General features: G+C 56.0%; 14 protein-coding genes. 9 read left to right on the top strand and 5 right to left on the bottom strand.

Annotated elements, in window-relative coordinates:
• Positions 1-18 precede the first annotated feature (18 nt).
• The gene (locus tag ACVBEG_RS04295; protein ID WP_322178016.1) at positions 19-1,335 is read right to left on the bottom strand and encodes a nucleotide sugar dehydrogenase; all 1,317 of its coding nucleotides are present in this window, start codon (positions 1,333-1,335) and stop codon (positions 19-21) included.
• Between the two features lie 802 nt (positions 1,336-2,137).
• A complete protein-coding gene (gene yaaA / locus ACVBEG_RS04300) occupies positions 2,138-2,917 on the bottom strand; it encodes a peroxide stress protein YaaA (RefSeq protein WP_322178017.1) in 780 nt (259 codons plus the stop codon).
• 94 nt (positions 2,918-3,011) lie between these two features.
• Here yaaA and ACVBEG_RS04305 point away from each other — a divergent pair, with 94 nt between their 5' ends.
• The 5 genes from ACVBEG_RS04305 to moaE all read left to right on the top strand — a co-directional run bounded on the left by ACVBEG_RS04305 (position 3,012) and on the right by moaE (position 7,185).
• Positions 3,012-4,136 (top strand): polysaccharide deacetylase family protein, encoded by a 1,125-nt coding sequence (locus ACVBEG_RS04305; protein WP_322178018.1) that lies wholly within the window; start codon positions 3,012-3,014, stop codon positions 4,134-4,136.
• Between the two features lie 350 nt (positions 4,137-4,486).
• Positions 4,487-5,881, top strand: a complete 1,395-nt coding sequence (locus tag ACVBEG_RS04310) for a PhoH family protein (protein WP_322178019.1) — start codon at positions 4,487-4,489, stop codon at positions 5,879-5,881.
• Between the two features lie 115 nt (positions 5,882-5,996).
• Positions 5,997-6,482, top strand: coding sequence for a cyclic pyranopterin monophosphate synthase MoaC (gene moaC, locus ACVBEG_RS04315; protein WP_322178020.1), 486 nt, complete (start codon positions 5,997-5,999; stop codon positions 6,480-6,482).
• Positions 6,479-6,724, top strand: coding sequence for a MoaD/ThiS family protein (locus tag ACVBEG_RS04320; RefSeq protein ID WP_322178021.1), 246 nt, complete (start codon positions 6,479-6,481; stop codon positions 6,722-6,724). The genes moaC and ACVBEG_RS04320 overlap by 4 nt, the downstream gene beginning before the upstream one ends.
• Before the next feature lie 2 nt (positions 6,725-6,726).
• Positions 6,727-7,185, top strand: coding sequence for a molybdopterin synthase catalytic subunit MoaE (moaE, locus tag ACVBEG_RS04325; RefSeq protein ID WP_447107409.1), 459 nt, complete (start codon positions 6,727-6,729; stop codon positions 7,183-7,185).
• Between the two features lie 106 nt (positions 7,186-7,291).
• Here the strand turns inward: moaE and rhlB are convergent, their stop codons facing one another.
• A complete protein-coding gene (gene rhlB / locus ACVBEG_RS04330) occupies positions 7,292-8,770 on the bottom strand; it encodes an ATP-dependent RNA helicase RhlB (protein ID WP_322178023.1) in 1,479 nt (492 codons plus the stop codon).
• A 147-nt stretch (positions 8,771-8,917) separates the two neighbouring features.
• Positions 8,918-9,574, bottom strand: coding sequence for an alpha/beta hydrolase (locus tag ACVBEG_RS04335; protein ID WP_322178024.1), 657 nt, complete (start codon positions 9,572-9,574; stop codon positions 8,918-8,920).
• A 479-nt stretch (positions 9,575-10,053) separates the two neighbouring features.
• Here ACVBEG_RS04335 and ACVBEG_RS04340 point away from each other — a divergent pair, with 479 nt between their 5' ends.
• From ACVBEG_RS04340 to ACVBEG_RS04355, 4 genes are all read left to right on the top strand, one after another.
• On the top strand, positions 10,054-11,082 hold the full coding sequence (locus ACVBEG_RS04340) for an amino acid ABC transporter substrate-binding protein (protein WP_322178025.1): 1,029 nt from the start codon (positions 10,054-10,056) through the stop codon (positions 11,080-11,082).
• Between the two features lie 70 nt (positions 11,083-11,152).
• Complete coding sequence (locus ACVBEG_RS04345; protein WP_322178026.1) at positions 11,153-12,334, top strand: amino acid ABC transporter permease; 1,182 nt, start codon at positions 11,153-11,155, stop codon at positions 12,332-12,334.
• A gap of 10 nt (positions 12,335-12,344) precedes the next feature.
• The gene (locus tag ACVBEG_RS04350) at positions 12,345-13,442 is read left to right on the top strand and encodes an amino acid ABC transporter permease (RefSeq protein ID WP_322178027.1); all 1,098 of its coding nucleotides are present in this window, start codon (positions 12,345-12,347) and stop codon (positions 13,440-13,442) included.
• Positions 13,443-13,452: 10 nt separating this feature from the next.
• Positions 13,453-14,217 (top strand): amino acid ABC transporter ATP-binding protein, encoded by a 765-nt coding sequence (locus ACVBEG_RS04355; protein WP_322178028.1) that lies wholly within the window; start codon positions 13,453-13,455, stop codon positions 14,215-14,217.
• An 82-nt stretch (positions 14,218-14,299) separates the two neighbouring features.
• Here ACVBEG_RS04355 and ACVBEG_RS04360 read toward each other — a convergent pair whose 3' ends face one another.
• Positions 14,300-14,875, bottom strand: a complete 576-nt coding sequence (locus ACVBEG_RS04360) for a hypothetical protein (RefSeq protein WP_322178029.1) — start codon at positions 14,873-14,875, stop codon at positions 14,300-14,302.
• Between the last annotated feature and the right edge of the window lie 327 nt (positions 14,876-15,202).

A 15,202-nucleotide genomic window follows, 5' to 3' on the forward strand; every position in this document is an offset into this window, starting at 1 on the left:
GCTGTCAGGGCAGCTGGATTACCAGCAGATACCTTCGGTCCGGCCACTTGTGCTTGTGGCGTTGGACATGAAACCGACCAGGTCGATAACCTGTTTGCCGGCCGGGGCTTTGTCTGCCAGGGCGCGGAACTTCTCGTCACGGTTGCCGAGGATGATCACGTCGGAGTTGTTGATCACTTCGTCAAAGTCCGAGTTGAGCAAGGACGAGACGTGAGGGATCTTCGACTCGATGTATTCCTTGTTCGCGCCGTGCATGCGGGCATATTCGACGTTGGTGTCGTAGATGCTCAGGTCGTAGCCCTTGCCGATCAGCATTTCTGCCAGGTCCACCAGCGGGCTTTCGCGCAGGTCATCGGTGCCGGCCTTGAAGCTGAGGCCGAGCAAGGCGACTTTGCGTTTGTCATGGCTGGTGATGATGTCGAACGCGTTCTGCACTTGCGAAACGTTGCTGCGCATCAGCGAGTTGAGCAGCGGCGCATCAACGTCCAGCGAGCCGGCACGGTAGGTCAGGGCGCGAACATCTTTGGGCAGGCAAGAGCCGCCGAAAGCGAAGCCTGGACGCATGTAGTACTGGGAAAGGTTGAGTGTTTTGTCCTGGCAGACCACTTCCATCACTTCACGCCCATCGACGCCCACCGCTTTAGCGATGTTGCCGATCTCGTTGGCGAAGGTGACCTTGGTTGCATGCCAGACGTTGCAGGTGTACTTGATCATCTCGGCGACAGCGATGTCCTTGCGGATGATCGGTGCGTCGAGCTCTTCGTACAGCGCTTGCAGCACGTCACCGGAGGCTTTGTCGAACTCGCCGATCACGGTCATCGGTGGCAGATCGTAATCCTTGATCGCAGTGCTTTCACGCAGGAACTCAGGGTTGACCGCGACACCGAAGTCGACACCGGCTTTTTTGCCGGAGCAGTCTTCGAGGATCGGAATCACTACGTTGGCGACAGTGCCCGGCAAGACGGTGCTGCGCACGACGATGGTGTGACGGGTGGTCTTGTCACGCAGGACAAAGCCAATTTCCCGGCAGACGGATTCGATGTAATCGAGTTCCAGATCGCCGTTCTTTTTGCTGGGCGTGCCCACGCAAATCATCGACAAATCAGTGTCGCGAATAGCGGCAGAGAAGTCCGTGGTGCCACGCAGTTTCCCGGTTTTGATGCCTTGTGCCAGAAGCTCTTCCAGGCCCGGTTCAACGATAGGCGATTTGCCATTGTTGATCAGGTCAATCTTGGCACTCGAGATGTCTACACCCACTACATCATGACCACGTGCAGACAGGCAACCGGCACATACTGCACCGACATAGCCCAAACCAAAGATGCTGATACGCATCGTATTCTCCTTGTTTATTCACGCCATAAGTTGGCTGGATATTGAGGTTGAGCCGCAATAATCATCCGCCCAACAGTGTGACGCTTAGAGCGTCACAGCGCGGACGTAGGCATAGTTAAGTTGTGAGGGCCTAATAAGGGGCGCACTCAATGACGCTGATAAGGGCTGTACGTGGCCTATTGTCAGGCTCTGGCCCGTGGGGCTTGGCAAAGCATTTCAGGACGCGTTGCCGGCAAGCGCGGAGCGCACAGGTCTTGGTTCAAGGCCTTGATGTGCGTGACCTGACAATTGCCACAAGCACTGGAAAGGTGCTTTTCCTGATCGTATTAAGATACCCGGTATTGCGTGATCTCCTGGGCTAACTCATCGACCCTGCGGTCGAACTTGCTAGTGGGTGATTTCCCGGATCGTCTTGTCACTATGTACGTCATCGCTTACATAATTGGCGAGAATTGTTACGATGACTAAGAGCCTCTGATTTTGATATTAGTTCCGGGCTAGCGGTATTCATTTCGAAACTAAGCTACCTAAAATCTGCAGAAAGCGTACTTGCATATTAGTGGCACTTTTTGGCAGAGCCATAATGAATGGGGAGTTGCGGGCAGGAGACACGTATAGGCCACTACTTTAAATAGGGGGTCTAACGGAGTGAAAAAAAGCTGTAATTTTTTTGAGAAATTTGGATTTAAATTTTACACGCCATTTTACTGGCGTCATTTAATTGTCCAAATGTACCAGTCAATCGGCTGGGAAGGGTGACAATGTGCACGCTTTCGAATAAGCCGTGCACCTCATCATGCAATTACTGATCGGCTGTCTCCCGTAGGAAAACCAGGGTGTCTGCTTTCGAATGCGCCGGGCTGTAACAATAGCCGTGCTCATTGAACTGTTTTAGTGCATCGGGATTGTCGATGCGCTCTTTGATCACAAAACGGCTCATCATTCCCCGGGCTTTTTTCGCGTAGAAACTGATAATTTTGTACTGCCCGTTCTTCCAGTCGCGGAATTCGGTGTTGATGATCCGCGCATTGAGGGTAGAGCGCTTCACCGCCGAGAAGTACTCATTGGAGGCCAGATTCAGCAACACGTCATCGCCTTGGTCGGCCAGCGCCTGGTTCAGCCACTCACTGATGTGCGTGCCCCAGAACGCATAGAGGTCTTTGCCGCGGTCGTTGCTCAGTTTGGTGCCCATCTCCAGCCGGTAAGGCTGCATTAGGTCCAGCGGGCGCAACAGACCATAAAGGCCGGAGAGCATGCGCAGATGGTCCTGGGCATAGGTGAAGTCGGCGTCGGTGAAATTTTCGGCTTGCAACCCGGTGTAGACATCCCCCTTGAACGCCAGCAGCGCCTGCTTGGCGTTCGCTGGGGTGAAAGCCGGCGTCCAGCTACCGAAACGTGCGGCATTAAGCCCCGAGAGCTTGTCCGATAGATGCATCAGTTCGCCGATCTGCACGGGGGTCAACTCACGCAGTTGAACCATCAGTTCCTGAGAGTGATCCAGGTACTGCGGCAACGTGAAGCGTGCGGTTGCCGGCGGGGTTTCGAAATCGAGGGTTTTGGCTGGGGAAATCACCATCAGCATAAAATCGTCTCCTTTAATCGTGGCGCGATTCTAGGGGGTGGGAGGTGTGGACTCCAGCTATAGTGCGTCGCGGGGATTTTCTGGGGATTTGATTGTGCGCATTGTTTTATTCATCTCGGTCTGCCTGTTCTGCTTCAACGCTCAGGCGGCCGGGCCTGCTGTGCCCGCCATGCTGGATCGCAGCGTATGGCCTGAGCATTTGACCTCGCCGGTCTTGTTCGATGTCGCCTCGCGCGCCGAGATTCTGGCCTTTGCGCATGCCTTGCTGGTTAGCGAAAGCCAGGATGAAGCGGGCCTTAAAGCGCGTCTGGGGCTGAAGAAAATCAACATGGTTTCGCTGAATTTGATCCGCCAGCGTCTGTGGGCGCGCTTGTTGGAGAATTACCAGTTTGCGCAACAGAGCTGCGAGCAGGACGCCTCTTTCTGCGTACTGGTCGAGGACATGGAGATGTTGCGCGAGCGGGCCGACAATTTTCAGGTCGCCGATGATTCGTTCTATGCGGCCTGGGCGGTACCGAGCCGGGCGTTTCACGAGCGCTACCTGAACGAGCTGCTGCGCATGGCGGCCTTGTTCCCGCTGGTCAGCAGCGAAATCGAGCGTTACAACTCAGACGAACTCACGGGCGATGAACTCAATGACCGGGCATTTCTGCTCACCTTCGACAGTGGCCCGACAGTCGTCGGTGGCACCACGGATTGGTTAACCGAGTACCTGCGCCAGCAAAAGCTCAACGCTGCTTTTTTCGTACTGGGCAAAAACATGCAGATGCGCCTGGAAAAAAGCTCCGTGCCGGAGGTACAGGGGCTCTATAAGCAGCAATGCGTGGGCTTGCAGGGCTGGGAATACCGTTCACACAGCCAGTGGTCCGACTGGCAGAACTCGGTTCAGCGCAGCGCCGTGCTGTTGCAGCAGGTGTTGCCCGACAACTACCTGCCGTTGTTCCGTCCCCCTTACGGTCACCGCCGGGCCGACAGCGCCGAATATTTCCGCGCCCAGGGGCTGAAGGTTTCGCTGTGGAATATCGATTCTCAGGATTGGAACCGAAACATTTCCGCCCAACAGGCCAGCGAGCGGGTCTTGACCCTGATGCTGCTGTGGCGACGCGGGGTCATTGTATTTCATGACATCCACAATAAAGTCGAGACGGCGTTGCCTTGGCTGATCGCCAATACGGCACAAAGTGGACTTCGATGGCAGGATTGTCACGACTACCCCTGAAAGGCCCGTGGAGCAAAGGAATGCAGGCATTTGAAGGGCGGGATGCGATGGATTTTTTCGACAATTCGGGTCAGGCAGACTCCTGACTGTAACGGTGCTTTACGGTCTCGCCAAGCGCTATTCGTCATGCTGAAAAATAAACTTCAAAAAAACGTCAAAGTGCTTTTTTCTGTCATGAGTTTTGCGGTATTACCAATACAGACCGCCGAAACCTGCAACACAGGTGGCGTCATCCCAGACCCATCTTGAGCATTTTCTCCTCTGCCTGAAGAGGAGAGCTACGGCGGCCTTTCCGTGGCGCAGAACTGTTGTTGTATTGCGTTGCTTGGCTTCTAAAAAGGTGAGCGAGTATGGATGATCACGGACGCACCCCTTCTTCTAACCAGCCAATCCTTTACGTGCTCGATACCAACGTATTGATCCATGATCCAAACGCACTGCTGAATTTCGAAGAGCATCACGTCACTATCCCCATGACCGTCCTCGAAGAGCTGGACAAGCTCAAGGCCGGCAAGCATTCGGTTGCTGCCGAGTGCCGTCAGGCGATTCGTCTGATCGACAAGACACTGGGCAACGCGACACCGGAGGAGGTTGAACAGGGCGTACCGATCGATCGTGGCACAGGCATCTGCAAAGGCTTTCTTTCGATCCTGATGAACAAGCGGGCCGAGCCCAACAGCTTGTTGCCCGAGCACCTGAACGACAACATCATCATTAACCAATTGATCGACCTGCACGTGCGCAATAAGGACTTGCCTGTAGTGCTGGTGACCAAAGACATCAACATGCGCCTCAAGGCGCGGGCGTGTGGGATCGCCGCAGAGGATTACAGCACCGACCAACTGGTCGACGACGTGTCCATGCTGTCGCGCGGCTACCACACCATGACCGGCTCCTTCTGGGACCGTGTCAGCAAGGTCGAAACTCGCCAGGATCACGGCCGCACATGGCATCGGGTGCAACTCATCGACAACCTGCCGGCAGTGCACATCAATGAGTTCATCATCGATGCGCAAGGTTTTGTCGGCTGGATCAAAGGTATCCAGGCCGATGAACTGCTGATTCTCGACATGCATCAGGAGCCTTTGTTGCACCAGGAAGCCTGGGGCCTGAAGCCACGGGACATCTACCAAGGCCTGGCGTTGTTTGCCTTGCTTGATCCAGACATCCATCTGGTCAATCTGTCGGGCGCAGCCGGTTCGGGTAAAACCATTCTCGCCTTGGCGGCAGCCATCGAGCAGACCATGGTCAGCAAGCGCTATCGGCGCATTATCGCCACCCGCAGCGTGCAGGGGCTGGATCAGGAGATTGGCTTCCTACCCGGCACCGAAGCAGAAAAAATGGAGCCGTGGCTCGGCGCCATCACTGATAACCTGGAAGCGCTGCACATGGATGACGAAAACACCCATGGCAGTGTCGACTACATCCTCAGCAAAGTGCCGTTGCAGTTCAAATCCCTCAACTACATCCGTGGACGCAGTTTCCAGCAAAGCCTGATCCTGATCGACGAATGCCAGAACCTCACACCGCACCAGATGAAAACCATCATCACCCGTGCCGGTTCCGGTTCCAAAGTGGTCTGCCTGGGTAACCTGGCGCAAATCGATACCCCGTACCTGTCGGCCACCAGTTCTGGCCTCACTTACCTGACGGAGCGTTTCAAAGACTTCCCCAATGGTGTGCACATCACCCTGCAAGGGGTGCCACGTTCGATCCTCGCTGAGTATGCGGAGAGCCATTTGTAACGCTTGATTGAGAGCTGTGGATGAACCTGCAGGAGCGAACATGTTCGCTCCTGCAGTTAATGAGGTAGTTCCAGTTTTAGGTTTACAATCCCCACTCCTATTCAGGAGTAACGCTGTGCTAACTCATCTCGATTCCCAAGGTCGCGCCAATATGGTCGACGTCACCGACAAAAACGTGACGTTCCGTGAGGCTGTGGCCCAAGCGTTTGTGCGTATGCGCCCTGAAACCCTGCAAATGATTGTCAGTGGTGGTCATCCCAAAGGGGACGTGTTCGCCGTGGCACGTATTGCCGGCATTCAAGCGGCAAAGAAAACCTCGGATTTGATCCCGCTGTGTCATCCGTTGCTGCTGACCGGCGTCAAGGTCGAGTTGAGCGCGGACGGTGAAGATGCGGTGCGCATCGTCGCCCGCTGCAAACTGTCCGGGCAGACCGGCGTGGAAATGGAAGCGCTGACGGCGGCGAGTGTCGCTGCGCTGACTATCTATGACATGTGCAAGGCGGTGGATCGCGGCATGATCATCGAAAACGTCCGCCTGCTGGAAAAGCTCGGCGGTAAGAGTGGTCACTTCATTGCTGAAGAGCCGGTGGACGCGCAATGACCTTTAAAGTCCTGTATTTCGCTCGTTATCGCGAGGCCTTGGGGCTGGATACCGAAACGGTAGACGGCGAGTTCGCCACCCTCGACGCACTGCGTACGCATTTGGTACTGCGTGGTGGTGTGTGGCAGGTGTTGGCCGAACAAAACCTGATGTGCGCCCGCAACGAGGAGCTGTGTCAGCTCGACGAGCCGCTGGTATCAGGCGATGAAGTGGCGTTCTTCCCTACCGTGACCGGAGGCTGAATATGGCAATTCGGGTGCAGACAGCTGCGTTCGATCCGGGCGTCGAAGTGAATGCCTTGCACGCTGCCAATGTGGGGGTTGGTGCGGTGGTCAGCTTCATTGGCTATGTGCGCGACTTCAACGAGGGGCGGGAGGTCGCGGGGATGTTCCTGGAGCATTACCCCGGCATGACCGAAAAGGCGCTTGGCAAAATCGCCGCTGAAGCCGAACAGCGCTGGCCTTTGCTCAGGCTAGAGGTACTGCACCGGTTGGGCGCTCTAGAGACTGGCGAGCCAATAGTCTTTGTCGGCGTTGCCAGTGCTCACCGGCAAGCGGCATTCGATGCCTGCGCGTTCGTGATGGACTATCTAAAAACCCGCGCACCGTTCTGGAAGAAAGAGACCTCCCTCGACGGCCCACACTGGGTCGAAGGCCGCGACAGTGATCACGCGGCGGCGGGGCGTTGGGTCGATAAGACCTGATCCCGAACTGGCTTCTTTGCGAATACATGGGCTCCTGATTTCACGGAGCAAAAAAAAGCGCATCACCGAAACCGGGATGCGCTTTTTTTTATGATGCAGTGGTCTTTTACAAAGGCTGAGCGCTCTTGCGCACCACCGGTTTCAACAACTCGGTTGGTGGCGTTTCGCAGCTGATCTTGCGGCCTAACAGCGCTTCGATCGAAGGCAACTGATAGGAGTCATCTTCCCCGGCAAAGCTGATCGAGACACCGCTGGCGCCAGCACGACCGGTACGGCCGATGCGGTGCACATAATCGTCCGGCACTTCGGGCAGGGTGAAGTTGATCACGTGGCTGATGCCGTCGATATGAATCCCGCGACCTGCGACATCGGTGGCCACCAAGACACGAATTTTACCTTCGCGGAAGCCTTCCAGGGTCTTGATGCGTTTGTGCTGCGGGACATCGCCGGACAACTGCGCGGCGTTTACGCCATCACGCACCAGACGCTCTTCGATGCGCCGCACTTCATCCTTGCGGTTGGCGAAGACCATCACGCGTTCCCAGTTGTTCTCGGTTACGAGGTTGTAGAGCAACTTGTACTTGTCGGCGGCGGCCACGGCATAGATATGCTGCTCGACCATTTCGCTGGCCACGTTTTCCGCTTCGATTTCGACGATGGCCGGATCGGTGGTCCACTGTTTGGCGAGGTTCATCACGTCTTCGGTGAAGGTCGCGGAGAACAGCAGGGTCTGGCGTTCGCCCTTGTGTGGGGTCTGGCGAATAATCTGGCGCACTTGCGGGATGAAGCCCATGTCGAGCATGCGGTCGGCTTCGTCCAGAACCATAACTTCGACCATGTCCAGGTGCACTTCGCCGCGCTGGTTGAAGTCCAGCAGACGGCCCGGTGTGGCCACCAGAATGTCGCAGTGGCGGGCTTCGAGCTGCTTGAGCTGCTTGTCGAAGTCCATGCCTCCGACGAATGTCATGACGTTGAGGCCGGTGTATTTGGTCAGGCTGGCCGCATCCTTGGCGATCTGCACCACCAGCTCGCGGGTTGGGGCGATGATCAGGGCACGCGGTTCGCCCATGTAGCGCTCTTTGGGTGGCGGGGTCTGTTCCAGCTGCGTAATGATCGAAATCAAGAATGCGGCGGTTTTGCCGGTGCCGGTTTGCGCGCGACCGATGGCGTCTTTGCCCGCGAGAGTAAAGCCCAATACTTCGGCCTGGATTGGCGTGCAATACGGGAAACCCAGGTCGTGGATGGCGTGCATCAGTTCGGGCGACAGGTTGAAGTCGTGAAAGCGGGTTTTGCCTTCCTGTGGCTCTACGACGAAGTCTTCAGGCTTCCAGGCGATGACCGGTGGTTTTGGTGCGCGTTCACGGCGCGGGCGCTCGGCCTTGGGTTGTTCGACTTTTGCGGATTCGATGTGCGTGTGCTGATCCTGGACAGGCGTGCTGGCAGGTACCGATTTTTTTGCGTTGTGTGGCCGTTGATCGCCCTCGGTTGGGCCGATAGCAGCAGGCGAAGGAGCGATGGGGCTGGGCGCGAGCTGCTCAGCCTCGCTTTTACCGAACATCTTTTTGAGTGCTCTGAGCACGGTCATCTCGTCAATTGATTAAGGAATATACGACAGGCAGTGTAAAGCAAGAACCGGGCGCGGCGTAGTGCCATGCCAAATGCCCTACACGACATGTCAAATCAGGGCTTCTCAGCGCGCTTCAGGTGGCATTTGTCCGCTCTGATTGAACGATTAACGCAGCTTTTGCGCCAACCAAACGCCAATGTCGGTAATTTCCTGCGGTAACACTTCGTGGCCCATTGGGTATTCCTGCCATGTTGCGGTGACGCCCAAGGCTTTCAGGTACTCATACGCGGTGCGCCCCATGGAATTTTGCACCACATCATCATAGTGCCCGTGCAAGCAATACGCGGGGGTCCGTTGTTGGCTCGCAGAAAGGGTCAGTTGATCACTGAAGGTAGGCGCGTAAGTGGACAGCGCAAGCACACCGCCCAATGGCCCCTGCCAGCGCAGGAATGCGGTGTGCAATACCACCGCGCCACCTTGGGAGAAACCGGCCAGGAAGATTCGTGCCGGGTCGATGCCGCTGTCGCTCTGCTCTTCGATCAGGTTCAGGAGCATCTGAGCCGATGTCTCAAGCTGCTCGTGACTGATGGCCCGGGCCGGGCTCATGGCCAGAATGTCGTACCAGCTGGGCATCTCGTAGCCACCATTTATGGTGACTGCGCGGGTCGGGGCCTGGGGCAAAACGAAGCGTGTTGTCAGCAACGTGGCTTGCAGCGTTTCAGCGACAGGCATGAAATCGTAACGGTCGGCGCCCAAGCCATGTAACCAGATGACGCAGGCATCGGCGGTCTTTACGGGTTGGAGGGTCAAAGGGGTGGTCATGGCTGCTCCATTAGTGTGCGTGCGCTCTTTCGCAGTGCGTTAGTACAGGGCGCATTCAAAAAATAGGTTTGGACGATGTCGCAAGGTTACAAGTTTTGCCGTTGATGTGTCGCTAATTCGACATTGCCAGCATGCTGGTACGGGCTTTGCTATACAACCTTCGGAGTGAATGCGCTCACCCCGGACGGTAACACTATCAGGCGACTGATGGCCGCGGGGGAGCTTGTAACCCATGTATCAATATTCTGCGTACGGTTCGTTCTGTACCGGACTGGTCCAGCGGACATCATGGGGGCTTCAGTCCATTCGGCCGATTGACGGGCTGCGGGTAGGGGGTGTCGGGTAGATCTCGCGCCAGACTCGTGGTCCAGGTCTTACGTTGCGTGACCCAAAAATAAGCCAGCACGGGTCATTAACGCCTCACAAGGGTGCGACGGGACTCAAGCTCCTACACAACAAAGAGCAAACTGGAGGTTTGAATGAAGATGTTGAAATCCACCCTGGCTGTACTGACGGCGGCAGCGGTTCTCGGTGTTAGCAGTTTTGCTCACGCAGGCGCGACCCTCGACGCCATTCACAAAAAGGGTTTTGTTCAGTGCGGTGTCAGTGATGGCCTGCCAGGTTTTTCGGTTCCAGACTCGACAGGCAAGATCCTGGGTATCGACGCTGACGTTTGTCGCGCTGTCGCTGCTGCTGTCTTTGGTGACGCTACCAAGGTCAAGTTCAGTCAGTTGAACGCCAAAGAGCGCTTCACTGCGCTGCAATCGGGCGAAATCGACGTGCTGTCGCGTAACACCACCTGGACCAGTTCCCGTGACGCGGGCATGGGCCTGGTGTTTGCCGGCGTGACGTACTACGACGGCGTTGGCTTTCTGGTAAACAAAAAGCTGGGTGTTAAAAGCGCCAAGGAACTGGATGGCGCGACCATCTGTATCCAGGCCGGTACTACGACTGAGCTGAACGTTTCCGACTTCTTCCGCGCCAACAAGCTTAAGTACACCCCGATCACGTTCGACACCTCTGACGAAAGCGCCAAGTCGCTGGAAAGCGGTCGTTGTGATGTGCTGACCTCCGACAAATCGCAGCTGTTCGCACAGCGTAGCAAACTGGCGAGCCCAGACGATTACGTGGTAATGCCTGAGACCATCTCCAAGGAGCCACTGGGCCCTGTCGTGCGTAAGGGCGACGAAGACTGGTTCTCCATCGTCAAGTGGACCCTGTTCGCCATGGTTAACGCTGAGGAAATGGGCGTTACGTCGAAAAACGTTGTAGAAGAAGCTAAAGCCAGCAAAAACCCGGACGTTGCTCGCTTGCTCGGTACTGACGGTGAATACGGTAAAGACCTGAAACTGCCGAAAGACTGGGTCGTACAGATCGTTAAACAGGTCGGTAACTACGGCGAAGTCTTTGAGAGGAACCTCGGACAAAGCACTCCGCTGAAGATCGATCGCGGTCTGAACGCGCTGTGGAACAACGGCGGCATTCAATACGCACCTCCAGTGCGCTGATAGGCCCTGCGCTCGGTAACCTTTAACCGTTACCGAGCGTTGTTCTGTTCCAATCTTCATGGGGCACTTCATGCAAAATCAAATCGGCGCACCAAAGCAGAGGTTTTCCCTCAGCGATCCTAAAGTGCGTGCGTGGCTATTCCAGATCATCACGATTGGCGTGGTGATCTTCATGGGTTGGTATCTGTTCGATAACACCCAGACAAACCTTCAGCATCGCGGTATCACGTCCGGGTTCGGCTTCCTTGATCGGAGCGCCGGTTTTGGCATCGCTCAACATTTGATCGATTACACCGAATCCGACACGTATGCACGGGTGTTCGTTATCGGTCTGCTGAACACTTTGCTGGTGACGGTCATTGGTGTCGTGCTGGCGACGCTGCTGGGCTTCATCGTTGGCGTTGCCCGGTTGTCACCTAACTGGATGATCAGCAAGCTAGCCACGGTTTACGTCGAGGTTTTCCGTAATATCCCGCCATTGCTGCAAATTCTGTTTTGGTACTTCGCCGTCTTCCTGACCATGCCGGGTCCGCGCGGCAGCCATAGCATTGGCGGTATGTTCTTTTTCAGTAATCGCGGCTTGAACATGCCGGGCGCGACCCTGACCGACGCTTTCTGGCCGTTTCTGGGCAGCGTGGTGGTGGCCGTCGTCGCCGTCATTCTGATGGTCCGCTGGGCCAACAAACGCTTCGAAGCCACCGGCGTGCCTTTCCACAAGTTCTGGGCTGGCCTGGTCTTGATGGTGGTGATTCCGGCGCTGTGCGTTCTGATATCGGGCAATCCGCTGCACTGGGAAATGCCGGAGCTCAAAGGCTTCAACTTTGTCGGCGGCTGGGTAATGATCCCGGAACTGCTGGCCCTGACCATCGCCTTGACCGTGTACACAGCGGCGTTTATCGCCGAAATCGTGCGTTCCGGGATCAAGTCGGTGAGCCACGGTCAGACCGAGGCGGCGCGCTCGTTGGGCCTGCGCCCTGGCCCGACCCTGCGCAAGGTCATCATCCCGCAAGCCCTGCGGGTGATCATTCCACCGCTGACCAGCCAATACCTGAACCTGGCGAAGAACTCTTCGCTGGCAGCCGGTATCGGTTACCCGGAAATGGTTTCGTTGTTTGCTGGCACGGTGCTCAATCAGACCGGTCAGGCTATCGAGGTGATTGCGATCACCATGAGCGTTTACCTGGCGATCAGTATCAGCATTTCGCTGCTGATGAACTGGTACAACAAGCGCATTGCGCTGATCGAACGGTGAGGAAAAGCGCATGACAACCCATACTTTCAAACCCGACATGCCACCCCCCACGCTAAGCGTGGGTGTCGTGGCGTGGATGCGGGCCAACCTGTTCTCCAGTTGGCTCAATACCCTGCTGACGCTGTTTGCTTTCTACCTGGTCTGGTTGATCGTTCCGCCTTTATTGGGATGGACGATTTTCGATGCCAACTGGGTCGGTACTACCCGCGCCGACTGCACCAAGGCCGGTGCATGCTGGGTGTTCATCGAGCAACGTTTCGGCCAGTTCATGTACGGCTACTACCCCGTCGAACTGCGCTGGCGCATCGACCTGACCGTGTTGTTGGCGGTTATCGGTGCCGCGCCCTTGTTTGTCTCGAAGTTCCCACGCAAGGCCGTTTACGGGCTGTGCTTTCTGGTGATCTACCCGACTGTGGCGTACTTCCTGATGCACGGCGGCACTTTCGGCCTGGCCAACGTGGCGACCAGCCAATGGGGCGGCTTGATGCTGACCCTGGTCATCGCCACCGTAGGCATCGCCGGCGCTCTGCCACTGGGTATTGTGCTGGCCTTGGGTCGACGTTCGAAAATGCCGGCGATTCGTGTGGTCTGCGTGACGTTCATCGAGTTCTGGCGCGGCGTTCCGTTGATTACCGTGCTGTTCATGTCCTCGGTGATGTTGCCGTTGTTCCTGCCCGAAGGCATGAGCTTCGACAAGTTGCTACGGGCCTTGATCGGGGTGATCCTGTTCCAGTCGGCCTATGTGGCTGAAGTGGTGCGCGGTGGTTTGCAGGCCATCCCCAAAGGTCAGTACGAAGCGGCCGCTGCCATGGGCCTGGGTTACTGGCGCAGCATGGGTCTGGTGATTCTGCCGCAAGCGTTGAAACTGGTGATTCCGGGCATCGTGAACACCTTTATTGCCCTGTTCAAGGACACCAGTCTGGTGATCATCATTGGCTTGTTCGACCTGCTCAACAGCGTCAAGCAAGCCGCCGCCGACCCGAAATGGCTCGGTATGGCCACCGAAGGCTATGTCTTCGCGGCCCTGGTGTTCTGGATCTTCTGTTTCGGCATGTCCCGCTACTCCATGCATTTGGAGCGTAAGTTGGACACAGGCCACAAGCGTTAGGAGTTTTGTGATGAGTGAAGCAATCAAACAGCCTCTGGGCGCTGAAGGCATGATCCAGATGCAGGGCGTGCACAAGTGGTACGGCCAGTTCCACGTGTTGAAAGACATCAACCTGAACGTCCGGCAGGGCGAGCGTATCGTGTTATGCGGACCTTCGGGTTCGGGCAAGTCGACCACGATCCGCTGTATCAACCGTCTGGAAGAGCACCAGCAGGGTCGCATCATTGTCGACGGCACTGAACTGACCAACGATCTCAAGCAGATTGAAGCGATCCGGCGTGAAGTGGGCATGGTGTTCCAGCATTTCAATCTGTTCCCGCACCTGACCATCTTGCAAAACTGCACGTTGGCGCCGATGTGGGTGCGCAAGATGCCTAAGCGCAAGGCTGAAGAAATCGCCATGCATTACCTGGAGCGGGTGCGGATTCCAGAGCAGGCGCACAAATACCCTGGCCAGCTTTCCGGTGGTCAGCAGCAGCGTGTGGCGATTGCTCGTGCCCTGTGCATGAAGCCGAAAATCATGCTGTTCGATGAGCCGACCTCGGCCCTCGATCCAGAAATGGTCAAGGAAGTGCTCGACACCATGGTCAGCCTCGCAGAAGACGGCATGACCATGCTCTGCGTAACCCACGAAATGGGCTTTGCCCGCACCGTGGCAAACCGGGTGATCTTCATGGACAAGGGTGAAATCGTCGAAGAGGCCGCGCCAAACGACTTCTTCGACAACCCGCAAAGCGACCGCACCAAGTTGTTCCTGAGCCAGATTCTGCATTGATTTGGTGACAGGCAGCATAAAGAAACCCGGGCTTTGGTCCGGGTTTTTTATGGCTGTTGCATTTCCCCAAGGAGCGTGTCGATTACAGAATCCCAAGGTCCCTCATGCCCATGAGAGTAATGACACTGAAACCCCACAAGCAAAGCCCCAGCAGCATCCACGCGTAGTTAAGCAGCGTAAATCTGGCATTGCTCTCACCCCGTGAATCATCCTCCAGATAATTGATGGCCCGTTGCGCGCCGATCAGCAGGTAGGTCTCGGCACATAGCAAGACCAGGGACACCGCCGCGCTCAGCCCGAAGCCGGCAAGCAGACCCTGGCCCATCCCAATCAAGGTCAACCCTATCAGAGCAATAGCACGAAATTTGGGAAACCAGGCCAAATGACGACCGGAATGTTCAATGCCTTGATTGATACGCTGAAAAAGCACATACACAAAAAATATATTAAATAATCCTCTGGCACCTGGCCAAATACTGGCACCCGTCGAGTCCTTATAAATCTTCCAGTTTTTATATGACCAGTAAACATAATAAAGCCCGGACGTCATGATGAACATTATGGCTAGCTTTGTTATCGATACGACGAAAAAAGCCGACTCGTCCTCTTGAGTGACTTCCAGTGCGGACTGCGGCGTAGCATAGGGATTGGCAGACATCGAACCTCCTTGGCGTGTTTAGCGCGATAATTAGCGCCACGTTTAATAACACCCTGCCAGACCCATGGAAGCCGGCCATTTCCGTTATCTATGTAAGAAACTTCCGCGTAGACCGGACCCAGACCATCGTAGGAGACAGACTTGTCTGCGAAGGCCACGGGGAGGTATGTAGGACGTTTCTGAGTTTCATATATTTATGCGCGATGGCGGTATATCTGACACGCCGCGTTAAGGGATTCGAAGGCAAGCCCACAGATTGACCAACCTTGTGTTCTCTGTCGTTCTCCAACAGGATGCCCGGTCTGATCCAGAACCTGACCAGAGAAT

Source organism: Pseudomonas sp. GG8, assembly GCF_052976945.1.

What these genes read in the sequence shown, in the direction of transcription:
- ACVBEG_RS04295 (WP_322178016.1), bottom strand. Translation starts at nt 1,335, where the DNA reads ATGCGTATCAGCATCTTTGGTTTGGGCTATGTCGGTGCAGTATGTGCC.
- ACVBEG_RS04355 (WP_322178028.1), top strand. Translation starts at nt 13,453, where the DNA reads ATGAGTGAAGCAATCAAACAGCCTCTGGGCGCTGAAGGCATGATCCAG.
- ACVBEG_RS04345 (WP_322178026.1), top strand. Translation starts at nt 11,153, where the DNA reads ATGCAAAATCAAATCGGCGCACCAAAGCAGAGGTTTTCCCTCAGCGAT.
- ACVBEG_RS04310 (WP_322178019.1), top strand. Translation starts at nt 4,487, where the DNA reads ATGGATGATCACGGACGCACCCCTTCTTCTAACCAGCCAATCCTTTAC.
- yaaA (WP_322178017.1), bottom strand. Translation starts at nt 2,917, where the DNA reads ATGCTGATGGTGATTTCCCCAGCCAAAACCCTCGATTTCGAAACCCCG.
- ACVBEG_RS04340 (WP_322178025.1), top strand. Translation starts at nt 10,054, where the DNA reads ATGAAGATGTTGAAATCCACCCTGGCTGTACTGACGGCGGCAGCGGTT.
- rhlB (WP_322178023.1), bottom strand. Translation starts at nt 8,770, where the DNA reads ATGACCGTGCTCAGAGCACTCAAAAAGATGTTCGGTAAAAGCGAGGCT.
- moaE (WP_447107409.1), top strand. Translation starts at nt 6,727, where the DNA reads ATGGCAATTCGGGTGCAGACAGCTGCGTTCGATCCGGGCGTCGAAGTG.
- ACVBEG_RS04350 (WP_322178027.1), top strand. Translation starts at nt 12,345, where the DNA reads ATGACAACCCATACTTTCAAACCCGACATGCCACCCCCCACGCTAAGC.
- ACVBEG_RS04320 (WP_322178021.1), top strand. Translation starts at nt 6,479, where the DNA reads ATGACCTTTAAAGTCCTGTATTTCGCTCGTTATCGCGAGGCCTTGGGG.
- ACVBEG_RS04335 (WP_322178024.1), bottom strand. Translation starts at nt 9,574, where the DNA reads ATGACCACCCCTTTGACCCTCCAACCCGTAAAGACCGCCGATGCCTGC.
- ACVBEG_RS04360 (WP_322178029.1), bottom strand. Translation starts at nt 14,875, where the DNA reads ATGTCTGCCAATCCCTATGCTACGCCGCAGTCCGCACTGGAAGTCACT.